At 45.3% G+C, this 14,990-nt stretch carries 11 protein-coding genes; 5 read left to right on the top strand and 6 right to left on the bottom strand.

All coding sequences use genetic code 11. From position 1 onward, the window contains the following. Positions 1 to 155: 155 nt before the first annotated feature. Positions 156 to 1,991: a translational GTPase TypA gene (gene typA, locus CWO13_RS15640; RefSeq protein WP_017059220.1), complete on the bottom strand. Its 1,836-nt coding sequence runs from the start codon at positions 1,989 to 1,991 to the stop codon at positions 156 to 158. A 562-nt stretch (positions 1,992 to 2,553) separates the two neighbouring features. Here typA and glnA point away from each other — a divergent pair. From glnA to CWO13_RS15610, 5 genes are all read left to right on the top strand, one after another. Then, the gene (gene glnA, locus CWO13_RS15630) at positions 2,554 to 3,963 is read left to right on the top strand and encodes a glutamate--ammonia ligase (RefSeq protein ID WP_048661288.1); all 1,410 of its coding nucleotides are present in this window, start codon (positions 2,554 to 2,556) and stop codon (positions 3,961 to 3,963) included. Between the two features lie 215 nt (positions 3,964 to 4,178). Next, positions 4,179 to 4,748 carry a DUF4124 domain-containing protein gene (locus CWO13_RS15625; protein ID WP_108083166.1) on the top strand — a complete coding sequence of 190 codons (570 nt, stop codon included), beginning with the start codon at positions 4,179 to 4,181 and terminating at the stop codon, positions 4,746 to 4,748. A gap of 168 nt (positions 4,749 to 4,916) precedes the next feature. Then, positions 4,917 to 5,993 carry a nitrogen regulation protein NR(II) gene (glnL, locus tag CWO13_RS15620; RefSeq protein WP_048663049.1) on the top strand — a complete coding sequence of 359 codons (1,077 nt, stop codon included), beginning with the start codon at positions 4,917 to 4,919 and terminating at the stop codon, positions 5,991 to 5,993. 120 nt (positions 5,994 to 6,113) lie between these two features. After that, positions 6,114 to 7,517: a nitrogen regulation protein NR(I) gene (gene glnG / locus CWO13_RS15615; RefSeq protein ID WP_102478225.1), complete on the top strand. Its 1,404-nt coding sequence runs from the start codon at positions 6,114 to 6,116 to the stop codon at positions 7,515 to 7,517. 108 nt (positions 7,518 to 7,625) lie between these two features. Next, the gene (locus CWO13_RS15610) at positions 7,626 to 10,208 is read left to right on the top strand and encodes a GGDEF and EAL domain-containing protein (RefSeq protein ID WP_102478224.1); all 2,583 of its coding nucleotides are present in this window, start codon (positions 7,626 to 7,628) and stop codon (positions 10,206 to 10,208) included. 82 nt (positions 10,209 to 10,290) lie between these two features. Here CWO13_RS15610 and hemN read toward each other — a convergent pair whose 3' ends face one another. The 5 genes from hemN to CWO13_RS15585 form a co-directional block, all read right to left on the bottom strand. Then, positions 10,291 to 11,682 (bottom strand): oxygen-independent coproporphyrinogen III oxidase, encoded by a 1,392-nt coding sequence (gene hemN / locus CWO13_RS15605; RefSeq protein WP_048663047.1) that lies wholly within the window; start codon positions 11,680 to 11,682, stop codon positions 10,291 to 10,293. 348 nt (positions 11,683 to 12,030) lie between these two features. Beyond that, complete coding sequence (locus CWO13_RS15600; RefSeq protein ID WP_048661282.1) at positions 12,031 to 12,519, bottom strand: DUF2489 domain-containing protein; 489 nt, start codon at positions 12,517 to 12,519, stop codon at positions 12,031 to 12,033. 6 nt (positions 12,520 to 12,525) lie between these two features. Next, positions 12,526 to 13,083 carry a Der GTPase-activating protein YihI gene (yihI, locus tag CWO13_RS15595; protein WP_017060163.1) on the bottom strand — a complete coding sequence of 186 codons (558 nt, stop codon included), beginning with the start codon at positions 13,081 to 13,083 and terminating at the stop codon, positions 12,526 to 12,528. Further along, positions 13,083 to 13,721 carry a class I SAM-dependent methyltransferase gene (locus CWO13_RS15590; RefSeq protein ID WP_048612436.1) on the bottom strand — a complete coding sequence of 213 codons (639 nt, stop codon included), beginning with the start codon at positions 13,719 to 13,721 and terminating at the stop codon, positions 13,083 to 13,085. The genes yihI and CWO13_RS15590 overlap by 1 nt, the downstream gene beginning before the upstream one ends. Before the next feature lie 557 nt (positions 13,722 to 14,278). Continuing rightward, on the bottom strand, positions 14,279 to 14,896 hold the full coding sequence (locus CWO13_RS15585) for a c-type cytochrome (protein ID WP_012602993.1): 618 nt from the start codon (positions 14,894 to 14,896) through the stop codon (positions 14,279 to 14,281). Between the last annotated feature and the right edge of the window lie 94 nt (positions 14,897 to 14,990).

The raw sequence follows: 14,990 nt of genomic DNA, 5'->3' as shown, positions 1-14,990 counted from the left end.
CTGGAATGACGATTCGATGAATAGGTATGGAACACGCTCTTCGTATCCCGCATCTCGTTTACCCGTATCTATCCTAATGCCATATAAAACAAAAGCCCCGAGCAGCTAGGCTACTCAGGGCTTTCTTAATTAGCTAGAAGCTGGTCAGCTGGCAATTAAGCCTTAGCTGGACGTGCTGCACGCTTACGTTCGTTTTCAGTAAGAAGCTTCTTACGGATACGAATGCTTACTGGCGTTACTTCTACTAGTTCGTCTTCGTCGATGAACTCAAGAGCTTGCTCTAGAGTGTGACGGATAGGTGGCGAAAGAACCTGTGCTTCATCAGTACCTGATGCACGAACGTTCGTTAGCTGCTTACCTTTCAGACAGTTTACTGTTAGGTCGTTTGAACGGTTATGAATACCGATGATTTGACCTTCGTATACTTCATCCGCGTGCTCAGCAAATAGACGACCACGTTCTTGTAGGTTGAATAGTGCGTAAGTCAGAGCTTTACCAGTAGCGTTCGAGATTAGAACACCGTTGTTACGTTGACCAATTACGCCGCCTTTGTGAGGACCGTAGTGATCAAATGAGTGGTAAAGAAGACCAGAACCAGACGTTAGCGTTAGGAACTCAGTTTGGAAACCGATAAGACCACGAGAAGGCATCATGAAGTCCATGCGAACACGGCCTTTGCCATCTGGAGACATATCAGTTAGCTCACCTTTACGTAGACCGATGTTTTCCATGATGCCACCTTGGTGCTCTTCAAGCACGTCGATAGTCACAGTTTCAAACGGTTCAGTTAGGTTGCCATCTTCGTCTTTCTTGATGATAACTTCTGGACGAGATACAGCTAGCTCGAAACCTTCACGACGCATGTTTTCGATCAGGATAGATAGGTGAAGTTCACCACGACCTGAAACACGGAAACGATCTGGGTTATCAGTTTCTTCAACACGTAGTGCAACGTTGTGTACTAGTTCTTTCTCTAGACGCTCAAGGATGTTACGTGAAGTAACGAACTTACCTTCTTTACCCGCGAACGGAGAAGTGTTTACTTGGAACGTCATTGTTACTGTTGGTTCATCAACAGAAAGCGGAGTCATTGCTTCAACATTGTTTACGTCACAGATAGTGTCTGAAATTTTCAGCTCACCAAGACCAGTGATTGCAATGATGTCGCCAGCGTTAGCTTGCTCAACTTCGTGACGGTCAAGACCTAGGTAACCAAGAACTGTACCTACTTTACCGTTACGTTTTTTGCCTTCTGCATTTACGATAGTTACTTGTTGGTTTGGCTTAACAGAACCACGAGTAACACGAGCAACACCGATAACACCTACGTAAGAGCTGTAATCAAGTTGCGAAATTTGCATTTGTAGTGGACCGTCAAGGTCAACTGCAGGCGCGTCTACTGTATCAACAACAGCTTGGAACAATGGTTCCATGTTCTCGCCAGTTTCGCCTTCAGTCATTGTTGCCCAACCGTTTAGAGCTGAAGCGTAAACAACTGTGAAGTCTAGTTGCTCATCAGTAGCACCTAGGTTGTCGAAAAGGTCGAATACTTGATCCATAACCCAATCAGGACGAGCGCCTGGGCGGTCAATCTTGTTGATTACAACGATTGGCTTAAGACCGTGTGCGAATGCTTTTTGCGTTACGAAACGAGTTTGAGGCATTGGGCCATCAACTGCGTCAACGATAAGCAGAACAGAGTCAACCATAGACATGATACGCTCAACTTCACCACCGAAGTCCGCGTGTCCCGGAGTATCTACGATGTTGATGCGGTAATCATTCCAGTTGATTGCTGTGTTCTTAGCAAGAATGGTAATGCCACGCTCTTTTTCGATGTCATTCGAATCCATGACACGCTCTTCAGCTTCACCACGAGACTCAAGAGTGCCTGACTGTTGTAGCAGTTTATCAACCAAAGTCGTTTTACCGTGGTCAACGTGCGCGATGATCGCGATATTTCTTAACTTATCAATCTGTGGAGTAGACATGGATTCTCGATTCACTCATAAAAGTAGCCGTCACTTATCTCAAAAGTTTGGATAATAACCGCTAGCTTGATTTAAAAAACGGTCAATAATATACCAGATTCTAGACAAAAACCCAGAAATATGTGATCTGAACCGGGGCTTTTTTCTTTATTAGCGATTCATATCCGCTTAACTTTGATTCAGTACAGTATTGAACAGCCAAATTCGTAGGACTCTAAAAAAGCATCACCTGCGAGTGGCGAGCCAAATCTCCCGCAAAATAAAAAAAGTGGATTGACAACTTAGGCAATTCATTGCTGAATGGTGCTCGCTTATGTCTCATATTGGTGCACAGATAAACCACTGCACCAACAAGGTGCAACTAAAGATCATTTTGGTGCAAAAACCAGATTAAGCAAAATCAAAAAACAAGTAAATCATTGAAATTAATGGAATAATTTTTTTGGCACGTTTTTGGCTATAGATAAATCAGCATCGATTAATGCACTTAGAGACATTAATCAATGCTAGTTTCAACCGAATCGAGCTAATACCGAATTAATAACACTGGAGGTTATCCAAGATGTCAGTAGAAAATGTACTATCCCTGATCCAAGAGAACGAAGTTAAATTTATCGACTTACGTTTTACTGATACAAAAGGTAAAGAGCAGCATATCTCTATTCCTTCTCACCAAGTTGATGCAGACTTCTTCGAAGAAGGCAAAATGTTTGACGGCTCTTCAGTAGCTGGTTGGAAAGGCATTAACGAATCTGACATGGTAATGATGCCAGACGCAGCATCTGCTGTACTGGACCCATTCACAGAAGACGCAACACTAAACATCCGTTGTGACATTCTTGAGCCTGCAACAATGCAAGGCTACGACCGTGACCCACGCTCTATCGCTAAACGTTCTGAAGAGTACCTACGTTCTACAGGTATCGCAGACACAGTTCTAGTTGGTCCAGAGCCAGAGTTCTTCCTATTTGATGACGTTAAGTTCTCAAACGACATGTCTGGTTCTTTCTTCAAGATCGACGACGTAGAAGCAGCTTGGAACACAGGTACTGAATTCGAAGGTGGTAACAAAGGTCACCGTCCTGGCGTTAAAGGCGGTTACTTCCCAGTAGCTCCTGTAGATTCATCTCAAGACATCCGTTCAGCAATGTGTCTAGTAATGGAAGAGATGGGCCTAGTAGTTGAAGCTCACCACCACGAAGTAGCAACTGCGGGTCAAAACGAAATCGCTACTCGCTTCAACACGCTAACAGCGAAAGCTGATGAAACTCAAATCTACAAGTACGTTGTACACAACGTTGCTCACGCATTTGGTAAAACAGCGACATTCATGCCTAAGCCACTAGTTGGTGATAACGGTTCTGGTATGCACGTTCACCAATCTCTAGCAAAAGACGGTGTTAACCTGTTTGCTGGTGATAAGTACGGCGGCCTATCTGAAATGGCTCTTTACTACATCGGTGGTGTAATCAAGCACGCTCGTGCAATCAACGCGTTTGCTAACCCATCAACTAACTCGTACAAGCGTCTTGTACCTGGTTTCGAAGCACCTGTAATGCTTGCTTACTCAGCACGTAACCGTTCTGCTTCTATCCGTATCCCAGTAGTACCAAGCCCTAAAGCACGTCGTATCGAGCTACGTTTTGGTGACCCAGCAGCTAACCCATACCTATGCTACTCAGCAATGCTTATGGCTGGCCTTGACGGCATCAAGAACAAGATTCACCCAGGCGAAGCTATGGATAAAGATCTATACGACCTTCCTGCAGAAGAAGCTGCTGAAATCCCAACAGTTGCAGAATCTCTACAAGAAGCTCTAGCAGCGCTTAGCGAAGACCGTGAGTTCCTAACAGCTGGCGGCGTATTCTCTGACGACTTCATTGATTCTTACATCACTCTGAAATCTGACGACGTACAACGCGTGAACATGGCTACACACCCACTTGAGTTTGAACTGTACTACTCAGTTTAATCTCCAGTAGAGATAAGCTATTTCTTACTGCAACCTTGTAAGAATCGCTGACTAAATATTAGGCTCGCCTCGCAGGCGGGCCTTTTTTATATTCTCTCGACGCTCCCCTCCTCGTAACATACCTTAGACAAAAGCCCTCAGAGGCTGTCGCGCGAAATACAATAAAACCAACGCCAAACGTGAAATCATCTAACGGTGAAAAAGAGGCTAACGATATGAAAAATATACTGTTCCTGATCGGGTTAACAGTCGCACTCTCATGCTCAGCTCAAACAGTGTATACCTGGGTAGATGAAGAAGGCGTGCTCCACTTTAGTGATAACCCTAGCGCTCAAGATGCCGAAGCCCTTCGCCTGCCAGATGTGCAAGCTGCAGCACCCGCTCCTAAATTTGAGGCCTCGACTCCGGTTGACGCCGCGGCTTCATCTACAACTAAAACGGCAACGCCAGCTAAAACTCAGGCAGAAACAGAAACCACAGAGCGCGAGGTTCCCACTCAATTAGTACTCACCATGTTGACTCCAGTTCATGACCAAACTATTCGTAGCAACCGTGGGTTAATCTCGATTCAGATAGAGCTCAACCGAAAACTTGGTATTGGAGAGCAGTTACAATTAATGCTCGATGGCCGTCGTTATGGCGCTCCTCAAACCCAACCTAACTGGGAATTAAAAGGTATCGATCGAGGTACTCACACCATTGCAATTCAAGCACATAGAAGCGGCAAGCTTATTGCATCTACTAGTCCAGTCACCGTGTATTTACATCGAGCGACGCTCAAGTAGGCCAATGTGTTAAAAGAGACCAAATAACCTCTACTTTTCACCTAATCGAAGCAGCTTTCAGCGACTCTAATGAATTATCTTTAGCTTCTGGTTGATATGCGCCATACTTGAACTTAGCTACGCACCATTTTGGTGCAGTGAGAAAAACACCAGTTCAAGGACGAAATAGTGAATCGATCAGCCAAAAGCGACAGCATAGATACACATCATCTTTCCAGCGCCATTCTCGACAATATGGTGACTTCGACATTGATGCTCGATGAGCAATTGTATGTGCGATACGCCAATCCGGCAGCTGAACAGCTCTTTTCGCAGAGCGCACGACGCATCGTTGATCATCCACTAAGCCAACTTATCCAACACGCCTCATTGGATTTGGCACTGCTAACGCAACCGCTACAAAGTGGCCAGAGCATTACCGACAGTGACGTGACCTTTGTGGTTGATAACCGCCCACTGATGCTTGAGGTAACAGTTAGCCCAATCTCTTGGCAGCGAGAGACGCTGTTATTGGTTGAGATGCGAAAAATAGACCAGCAAAGACGCCTCAGCCAAGAGCTTAACCAACACGCACAACAGCAAGCAGCTAAGCTGCTGGTGCGTGGATTAGCTCATGAGATAAAGAACCCACTAGGTGGCTTAAGAGGAGCGGCGCAATTACTTGGCAAGATGCTCCCTGATCAATCTTTGAATGAATACACCCAGATCATTATTGAACAAGCCGACCGCTTAAGAGCCTTGGTCGACCGTCTGCTTGGTCCACAGAAGCCGGGAACCAAGTCAGAAGAAAACCTTCACCAGATACTTGAAAAAGTAAGGCAGTTGGTCGAGCTCGAATCCGGATCCACACTGGCGATTGAGCGAGACTACGATCCAAGCCTGCCACCAATAGTGATGGACTCAGCGCAGGTTGAACAGGCGATGCTCAATATCGTGAGCAATGCGGCGCAGATTTTAAAGGCACAAGATTCGGGCAAAATTACCATTCGCACCAGAACGGTGCATCAAGCCAACATTCATGGTCAGCGACACAAACTCGCTGCACGCATTGAGATCAGCGATAACGGCCCAGGCATCCCCGATGATTTAAAAGACACGCTTTTTTACCCAATGGTTAGCGGACGAGAGGGTGGCACAGGCTTAGGGTTATCGATATCTCAAAACCTGATCGATCAGCACAACGGAAAAATTGATGTTGAAAGTTGGCCAGGTAACACCACATTCACGATTTATCTACCGATTTAGGTCACAAGAACCTCGCGATTAGACAGCGAGATGAAGACTCAACTCGGTAACACAAAGATTAAGACATCATAAAAACAACAATGATTATCACAATAGATTTGGCTGCAAAGGAATTGAATTATGAGTAAGGGATACGTTTGGGTCGTCGATGACGACAGTTCTATCCGCTGGGTAGTAGAGAAAACACTTTCATCTGCGGATATAAAGTGTGAAACATTTGCTGATGCTGAGAGCGTATTACTTGCGCTTGAACGCGAGACTCCTGACGTATTGGTGTCTGATATTCGTATGCCCGGCATTGACGGGATTGAGCTGTTGCATCAGGTTCATCAACGCTCTCCCGACCTGCCCGTAATCATCATGACCGCGCACTCAGACCTCGATGCTGCGGTGAATGCTTATCAAAAAGGCGCCTTTGAGTATCTACCAAAGCCGTTCGACATTGATGAGACACTGACTCTCGTAGAACGAGCGATTGCGCACAGCCAAGAACAGAAACGCGAGCAAGCCAATGAAGTCGCTGAAGACACCAATGCGCCAGAAATCATCGGCGAAGCACCTGCGATGCAGGAGGTTTTCCGAGCTATTGGCCGTTTGTCTCGCTCATCGATATCCGTGCTGATCAATGGTGAATCGGGTACGGGTAAAGAGCTGGTTGCCCACGCGCTGCATCGTCATAGCCCAAGAGCCAAGAAACCCTTCATTGCTTTGAACATGGCAGCGATCCCCAAAGATCTGATCGAGTCTGAACTGTTTGGCCACGAGAAAGGCGCCTTTACCGGAGCCAACAGCGTTCGCCAAGGACGTTTCGAACAAGCCAACGGCGGCACACTATTTCTTGATGAGATCGGCGACATGCCACTCGATATTCAGACTCGCTTGTTACGTGTACTTTCTGATGGTCAATTCTATCGTGTAGGTGGACACTCTGCGGTTAAGGTTGACGTGCGTATCGTTGCGGCAACCCACCAAGATCTTGAGCGCTTGGTACATGAAGGTGACTTCCGTGAAGACCTTTTCCACCGCCTCAACGTTATCCGAATCCATATCCCAGCGCTGCGCGAACGTAAACAAGACATTGAAAAGCTAACTCACCACTTCCTAGCATCCGCCGCCGAAGAGCTCGGTGTTGAAGTGAAGACACTGCATCCTGAGACCATTTTGAAACTCAACCAACTCAATTGGCCGGGTAACGTGCGTCAGCTTGAGAACATTTGTCGTTGGCTCACCGTGATGGCGAGCGGCAGCGAAATTCTCCCTTCAGACCTGCCACCAGAGCTGTTGGAAGAAAAAGTGGTGACAACCTCAGGAGCTGGAGATAACTGGCAACAACTGCTCGCTAATTGGGCAAAGTGTGCGCTTGATTCAGGAGAAAAAGAGCTGCTGACTTATGCTCTGCCAGAGTTTGAACGTATACTGCTAGAGGCTGCACTCACCCATACTAATGGTCATAAACAGGATGCAGCTAAGGTTTTGGGATGGGGAAGAAATACCCTAACTCGTAAACTCAAAGAACTGTACTAGACCTTATATTATTTTCGATGCAGCTACTTTTTAACCAAAAAAGTGTCGCTTGGTTTGAATAGTGTCGGTACAATTACGGTACACTATTCACCAAAGTTGTAGCTAAAGATGTCTTTGAAAACACAAATTACTTTGAGAACCGCAGTGGTTCTGCCATTCGTGATGATTTTTCTGTTCACTATGGGCGTAATGGTTTTCACTCAAAAGCTAAGCTACAAAGAGATGGTGAGTGATGTTAGTGCACGCCAACTAACATCACTGACTGATAATGTTCATCAAAGCCTGTCTAATTTTTTAGAAAAGCCATTTCATGCGAACCTCTCGCTCAGCCATAACATCGGCTACCACCACCTTTATCAAGCGGGTAATCTCAGCAAGGTCCAAGACTATATTTTTTATACGTTTTCAGACCATTACACTGCTGTACCTCAACTCGATGTTATCGGCTTTGGTTCTGAAGATGGTAACTACGTCGGTTTCCGCAAAGAAGCCAATAAAGGCTACACCTTGATGGTGCAAGACGAACGCACCAATGATCAGTTGGTCATTTACCGTGGCAGTAAGATCAGTGAAGACATTCGCTCGGTAATTTCAGGTTACGATCCAAGAATCCGTCCTTGGTACACACCCGTTGCGACACAGAAAAAACCGTTATGGTCACCAATTTATGCCAATGCTGACGAGCGCCAAGAAATCACCTTATCTGCTCTCGCACCTATCTATGATGATAACGAATTCAAAGCCGTCGTAGTCAGCGACATCAAGATCAATACCTTCAATGCATTTCTCCGAAAGCTCAAAGATAGAACGGATGCCTCTGTTTACATCATCGATAAACAGCAACGCTTAGTCGCGCATTCAGGCGGAGGCAGTGTCGTTTCATGGGGCACAGGAAAAACCCACAAGGGCCAACGTCTCCTCGCAACAGAGAGTGCTAACCCCGTCATACGTGAAAGCGCCAGTTACGTAGACCAATTCCACCTAATCGATAATTTGGGCGAGCAGCGCTTTAGCTTCCGCCTAGACAACGAACGCTACTTCAACCAAATCACCCCTTACGAAGATGAGCACGGCCTCACGTGGTTTATTGGGGTGTCGATCCCTGAAAGTAATCTGCTCGGTGAATTGCCAGAAAATCAAAGAAACAGTTGGTTGCTCGGGCTGGCACTGAGTTGCCTTGGGGTAATTGCAGGATTAATTGCCTTTAATCGTGTAACCCAACCGATAACCTCGACAGCGGATGCAGCAAAACGCCTTGCTAAGGGCGATTGGGACACGAGCATGCCAAAGATGGGTCATATCTATGAAACTAGCATGTTGGTGGAGTCATTCAATGAAATGACCAACAACTTAAAGGCCTCGTTTCACGCGTTACAGTCTCAAGTTACCTATGACTCATTAACTAAGCTATACAGTCGTGAAGGCTTTATTGACGCTGCCAAGAAACATCCTGACAACGAAAAAGGCACGCTGTATTTGATTGGTATTGATCGCTTCCGAGACATCAATGACAGCCTAGGTCATTACAATGGTGATCAGCTGCTTATCATTTCGGCCGCACGCTTAAGAGGCACACTGCCATCCGAATACCTGCTGGCTCGTACTGGTGGTGATGAGTTTGCCATCTATGCGCCAAACGTTACGCAAAGCGATGATGTTCAGCTCCTGACTAATCGCTTACTTCAAACCTTCGCTTCCCCATTTTCAATGGAATCGGAGAGCGTGGTGATTAAGGTATCGATGGGGATAGTGAAGGTCTCGAATCTCCACGACATCACACTACTGTTACGCAGCAGCAGTATTGCATTGAGCAATGCGAAACAAGACAAAACCAATGTCAGTATTTATAGCCCTGAAATGGGCAAAGCATCAAGACATCGAACCAAGATGCTAGCGCGGATGAATCGAGCGATTGAGCTTCAGCAGTTCGAACCGTTTTACCAGCCTATTATTGATCTGGAATCCGGGTCAACTATTGGAGCTGAAGCTTTAGCTCGCTGGATAACCGATGAAGGGGTGATCTCGCCACTCGAGTTCATTCCTCTCGCGGAAGAGAGCGGGCTCATTTACGATATCGGAAAACAAATTCTGCATAAGTCGTGTCGAGATACAGCCATCGCGATTGAGTCAGGAAAGTGGAGCAAAGATTTCTCGATTCACGTAAATCTATCGGTCGATCAGCTAAGCGAAAGTGGCTTTGTTGAACAAGTAAAAGGCACGTTGCGAGACACAAAGCTGCCAGCAAGCAACCTGACACTAGAGATCACCGAATCACGCATCGTCGACAACGACCCGACCATCATCGATAACATGCTGACACTAAAAGCATTAGGGGTCTCAATCGCAATTGATGATTTTGGTACTGGCTACTCTTCCCTAGCCTATCTGCAAAAGCTGCCATTTGATTGCCTGAAAATCGATCGTAGCTTCGTTAGCAAGCTAGAAAAAGAGAACCTAGATAGCTCCATCGTCGCGGCCATCGTTAACATCACTAAGGGTTTCAAAGTGAGCTTGGTGGCCGAAGGCGTTGAAACACAGCAACAGGCTGAACTCCTCAAACAGCTGCAGTGCCCGCTTGCTCAAGGGTTCTTATACAGCCGTCCAGTTCCGTTTGACCAATGGCCTACCGACCTCAGCAACTCCAAGCAAAGTGCCAAGGTAAAACAAAATACCACTGAGAGCCTCACCTAGTCAGGCAGAAATCGAATGAGTCAGATATAAAAATGCCAGCATGATGCTGGCATTTTTTATGTTTCTATTCTCAATCGAGCGATTAGATAACGCGAGAGAATTGCTGCTGGCGAGCCTTAGCGCGTAGATACTTGTCAAAGCACATACAGATGTTACGGATCAGCAAACGGCCACGCAGAGTAACGCGGATTTCTTTGTCATCGACTTCAACCAAATCATCGTTGATGAAGGTTTGTAGAAGCTCTAAATCTTCTTTGAAGTAGCGATTAAAGTTAACCGAGAACTCAGACTCGATCATGGTTTTATCAAGCTTGAAGTTACAGATAAGCTGCTTGATCACTTCACGGCGTAGAAGGTCATCACTGTCTAGTGCCACACCTTTCCAAAGTGCATGACGCAAATCATTCACCTGAGCGTAGTACTTCTTCAACTCTTTTTGGTTTTGCGCGTAAGCATCACCCACCATAGAGATCGCAGAAACACCGAAACCAATTAGGTCAGCTTCACCTTGAGTGGTGTAGCCTTGGAAGTTACGATGCAGAATGCCCTCACGCTGGGCAACCGCTAGCTCATCTTCAGGTAGAGCAAAGTGGTCCATACCGATGAACTGGTAACCCGCACCCGTTAGCGTTTCGATGGTATCTTGTAAGATCGCCATTTTCTCTTTCGCTTCCGGTAGGTCTTCGTCTTTAATCTTACGCTGAGCAGCAAACAACTGAGGCATGTGTGCGTAGTTAAATACCGATAAACGACCCGGTTTCATCTCCAGCACTTGCTTCAATGTTTCAGCGAACAAAGCTTGAGTCTGCTTCGGTAGGCCGTAAATCAAATCAAGGTTAGTTGAGCGGAAACCTAATTCTTTCGCACGTTGAACCATCGCAATGATGAACTCTTCATCTTGCTCACGGTTAACCAACTTCTGCACTTCTTTATTGAAGTCTTGTACACCAATACTCAAACGGTTGAAGCCTTCATTACGCAGGTGATCAAGTACGTCTAGCTCAATCTCACGCGGGTCAACTTCAATACTGATCTCAGCGTCAGCGGTGAAGTTAAATTCCTCACGCAGAATCATCATCAAGCGAGTGATTTGTGTTTTGGTCAAAAACGTTGGCGTACCACCACCGAAGTGCAATTGAGTCACTTCACGACCATTCAATAAAGAGGCGCGCTGGCGGATTTCATGTTCGATCACATCAAGGTACTCATCCGCTTTATGCGAGTGACGAGTAATGACTTTATTACAACCACAGTAATAACAAAGCTTGTGACAGAATGGGATATGCACGTAAAGAGAGAGTGGACGCTCAGGATATTGAGTACACGCCATGTCGTAATCAGCGACGGTAAACGCTTCATGAAACTCCAACGCAGTTGGGTATGAGGTGTAACGAGGTCCCGAATAGTTGTACTTGTTTAAGATCTCTTGATCCCAAACGATTTGCTGATTCGTTGTTACTGGCTTGCTCGACATAGCGGTATTTCCAATTTAGATCCGCGAGAACCTAAGGTCTCTCAAATCATTTTACATACATTAAAATATAGACGGGTTATTTTGCCACACGACCAGTAAGGTCGTTCTAAGACAAAATCAATTTTTCAGACAAAAACTCAGAACTGCTAGCTTGATCACTAACAAAGCGTCGGGATTAACGAGACGCAAAAGGTAAGAAGGCTCATTTAACACTATCTATAAAGATAAGCTGTCTTAAGAACAAGGCGTATTAAAACTATATGTCTAAACAAAACTATATGTCTCAACAACCGCATAACTCAAGAACACTCTGTATTAAACAAGCCTCTATTTTAAAAGTCTTAGCGACTAGATCATCTGAATGTTGATTTGGTTGTTGAGAGGCTTAACCTTCTCTTGCAACCTTTTCAGATCTTCAATGACCGCATCATTCAAGCGAGTCTCTGCCTTATGGCGTGTGAGATTCTGCTGCATGCGCTCTTTCTTCGTCAGTTCCTGTCTTGCATCTCCGCGAGCCATATCTTTTACGATATGGTACAGCTCAGAAAGAGCAGGATACTCAGAATCAAAATCGACACGCTCATCACCCTGAACATTATCCATAATGATACACACTCTGATACTGATCTCAGGTAAGTCACATTGCCCTTGAATGCCCGCTAAGCACAAAGTATTTACGTTTTCGTAAATCGTCGCGTTACGTTTTTCAATGGCAAGTGCTTGATGCTGCTTTTGCAACTCCGTCTGCTTCTTCACTTGAAGTAGAAGGTAACCTGCGTAAGAGCCCAAGCCGAGAATGATAATTCCACCAGCAATTGCTAATAAGGTTACGTTCATTGGCTATTAACCTTTAAAGCTGTCTAAATCGAAATCTTCGAATTGAGATAGCAAGTCTTCGTCAGAGCTCGCTTTCTTCTTAGATGCAACCGGTGCTTCTTCGAAGATCTCTTCTTCATCGTCTTCTGGCTCTAGTAGACCTAAGCGGCCCATTAGGTGTTCGATACGATCAAGTTTCTCATCAACAAACTTCTGCAGACCAGCACCTAGGTTCTCACCATTTTCGATACGATCTAGCAATGTGTTCAGTTGAGCATCATTCTCAAGCATTTCTAACTCTTGTTCGTTAGACAGCTTGCGCTCTTGTTTAGTCGGCTTCTTCGCTGGTTCAACGATCAGCGGGATTTTTTTCTTGCTGCCTAAACGTGGATCACGAGCTTGTGCAGCTTTACGCTGTTTTGCTTCGCTACCATCTGAGTGGCGGCTGCCAGACTTAAGGCCTTTACGCTTTTTAACACGCTTACGTTCACGACCTTCAACATCAGATTCACTACGGTTACGAGTAACCATAGGTTCCGGAGCGCCAAGTGCTCCCGGTTTTCTTGATTTCTTACTACGACCCATTACTGCACTTTCCTCAGTAAAATTACATCATTTCCAAAAAATTCTAGTTCGAGCTTATCCCGCTCTGCCAAAAACTGGAATGTTTGACGACTAAAGAAGACGACATGTGTCGGGTCATTCTTGTAGTGCCAACCAGCAAACGCGTCTACGTCTATTACTAGTTTAGTCATAAGACCAATCCAGCCCTTGGGTTTAACTAAATTCAACCATTGCTGCCACACTTTGTCTGGGTGATAAAGATGCTCTATCACCTCCGTGGCAGTCATAAAGTCATACGTTTTTTCCAACACAGAGGTATCTGGGTGGTAATAGATATCGTACAACTCCATGGTGTGTCCGGCTTCTTCTAACATAATAGATAGCGTAGGGCCTGGGCCACAACCAAAATCCAACCCTTGTGAGTTAGATGAAATTTTGTCTGTTAGTGGATCCGCGATGCGAGATAAAAAGCGGCGATAGCCTGCATCACTAGGATCGTTCTCATGGAGATCATAGTGTGCTTTTTCTTCTTTTGCTTCTAACCTTTGTTCAGGTTTAACAAATACCAGTTCACATTGCTGACACTGCAGATAGGCTCTGCGTTTGTCTTCAAAATAGTGATTCACGCCTTGGTGATGGCATAAGGGACAAGTATACATAGCACATCCTTAAACAGGGATGCGAAACATACCAGAAACTGAGTTTATAGTGGAGAGGTATTGGGTGTTTTTTCATCAAATCAATAAAAAAAGCGATAGGAAAACCTATCGCTCTCTAAATCTGCCTATATCGGCCAAAATTTGCATACTCAACTTGGTACACAAATCTCCATTTGTTATTGGTGCTTTCCATGCCAAATTTGTTTGTTGTTCATCGTCCTGATGAGTTTTGGCTATCCTTTTCTAACACCTTGTTGCTGGGCTGTCCTAGCCTGATCCATTTCTGTCTATACCGTTAGACTAGATGATCATCCATATCTAAGTCAGCTCCTAGCTGATGGCGGTTACTTTACCGTGTTACAAAAAGACTACAAGAGTGCGACTTCACACTTTTGTACACAAATCGATCACACATTGATAAATCAGACATAAATGCAAAATGCATTAATAAAACCAATGCAAAAGAAAACGCCCCGACCATTACTGATCGGGGCGTCTCTTCAATCTCGCTCGAACGTACATTCCTTTACTCTGGCTAAGAGCAAGAAACCGACAAATTAGTGTAAACCACCAACGTACTTCGATAAGGTATCAATATCAGCGTCTGTTAACTTTTTAGCTACATCACGCATCATCGCATTCATGTCGTTATTACGGTCACCATCGCGGAATTTTTCAAGTTGAGCCTTGATGTAATCTGCGTGCTGACCTGAAATCTTAGGGAAACCAGAAAGTTCGGTACCATTACCACGAGGGCCGTGACAAGCAATACACGCCGTTACGCCGCGTTCTGCATTACCCGCAGTGTAAAGAACCTTACCTTCATCTACTACATTTTCAGGAGTAGAGTTACTAGAGATAGGTAGAGAGGCGTAGTATGCCGCTAGGTCAGCCATATCTTCTTCAGATAAAGGCATCGCCATTGCACCCATTACAGGTTCGTAACGACCTTGCTTACCACCACTTGTCATACCTAGTTTAAGCTCTTTTAACTGCTTTTCTAGATACTTCTCATGTTGACCAGCCAGCTTAGGGTACTGAGTGATCAGACTGTTGCCGTCAGCACCGTGGCAGGCAACACATGTTTGTGATTTGGCTTTACCAGCTTCAATACTACCTTGAGCCCATACTGAGCAGCTGGCTAAAAGACTCAAAATTAGCGCTAATTTCTTCATGACATTCCATTATAATTATCAAGCTTCCAGTACCACTCTATGTTGCCACTCATGGTACAATAGGCGACCTTATGCCGAGCACGGTTATTTTACA

Origin of the sequence: Vibrio sp. ZF 223, from assembly GCF_003050585.1 — a bacterium.
Classification (GTDB): domain Bacteria; phylum Pseudomonadota; class Gammaproteobacteria; order Enterobacterales; family Vibrionaceae; genus Vibrio; species Vibrio crassostreae.
This window is presented reverse-complemented; position numbering and strand designations above follow the sequence as displayed.

Coding starts and splice junctions, on each gene's coding strand:
- typA (WP_017059220.1), bottom strand. CDS start 1,991: ATGTCTACTCCACAGATTGATAAGTTAAGAAATATCGCGATCATCGCG.
- glnA (WP_048661288.1), top strand. CDS start 2,554: ATGTCAGTAGAAAATGTACTATCCCTGATCCAAGAGAACGAAGTTAAA.
- CWO13_RS15625 (WP_108083166.1), top strand. CDS start 4,179: ATGAAAAATATACTGTTCCTGATCGGGTTAACAGTCGCACTCTCATGC.
- glnG (WP_102478225.1), top strand. CDS start 6,114: ATGAGTAAGGGATACGTTTGGGTCGTCGATGACGACAGTTCTATCCGC.
- CWO13_RS15610 (WP_102478224.1), top strand. CDS start 7,626: ATGTCTTTGAAAACACAAATTACTTTGAGAACCGCAGTGGTTCTGCCA.
- hemN (WP_048663047.1), bottom strand. CDS start 11,682: ATGTCGAGCAAGCCAGTAACAACGAATCAGCAAATCGTTTGGGATCAA.
- CWO13_RS15600 (WP_048661282.1), bottom strand. CDS start 12,519: ATGAACGTAACCTTATTAGCAATTGCTGGTGGAATTATCATTCTCGGC.
- yihI (WP_017060163.1), bottom strand. CDS start 13,083: ATGGGTCGTAGTAAGAAATCAAGAAAACCGGGAGCACTTGGCGCTCCG.
- CWO13_RS15590 (WP_048612436.1), bottom strand. CDS start 13,721: ATGTATACTTGTCCCTTATGCCATCACCAAGGCGTGAATCACTATTTT.
- CWO13_RS15585 (WP_012602993.1), bottom strand. CDS start 14,896: ATGAAGAAATTAGCGCTAATTTTGAGTCTTTTAGCCAGCTGCTCAGTA.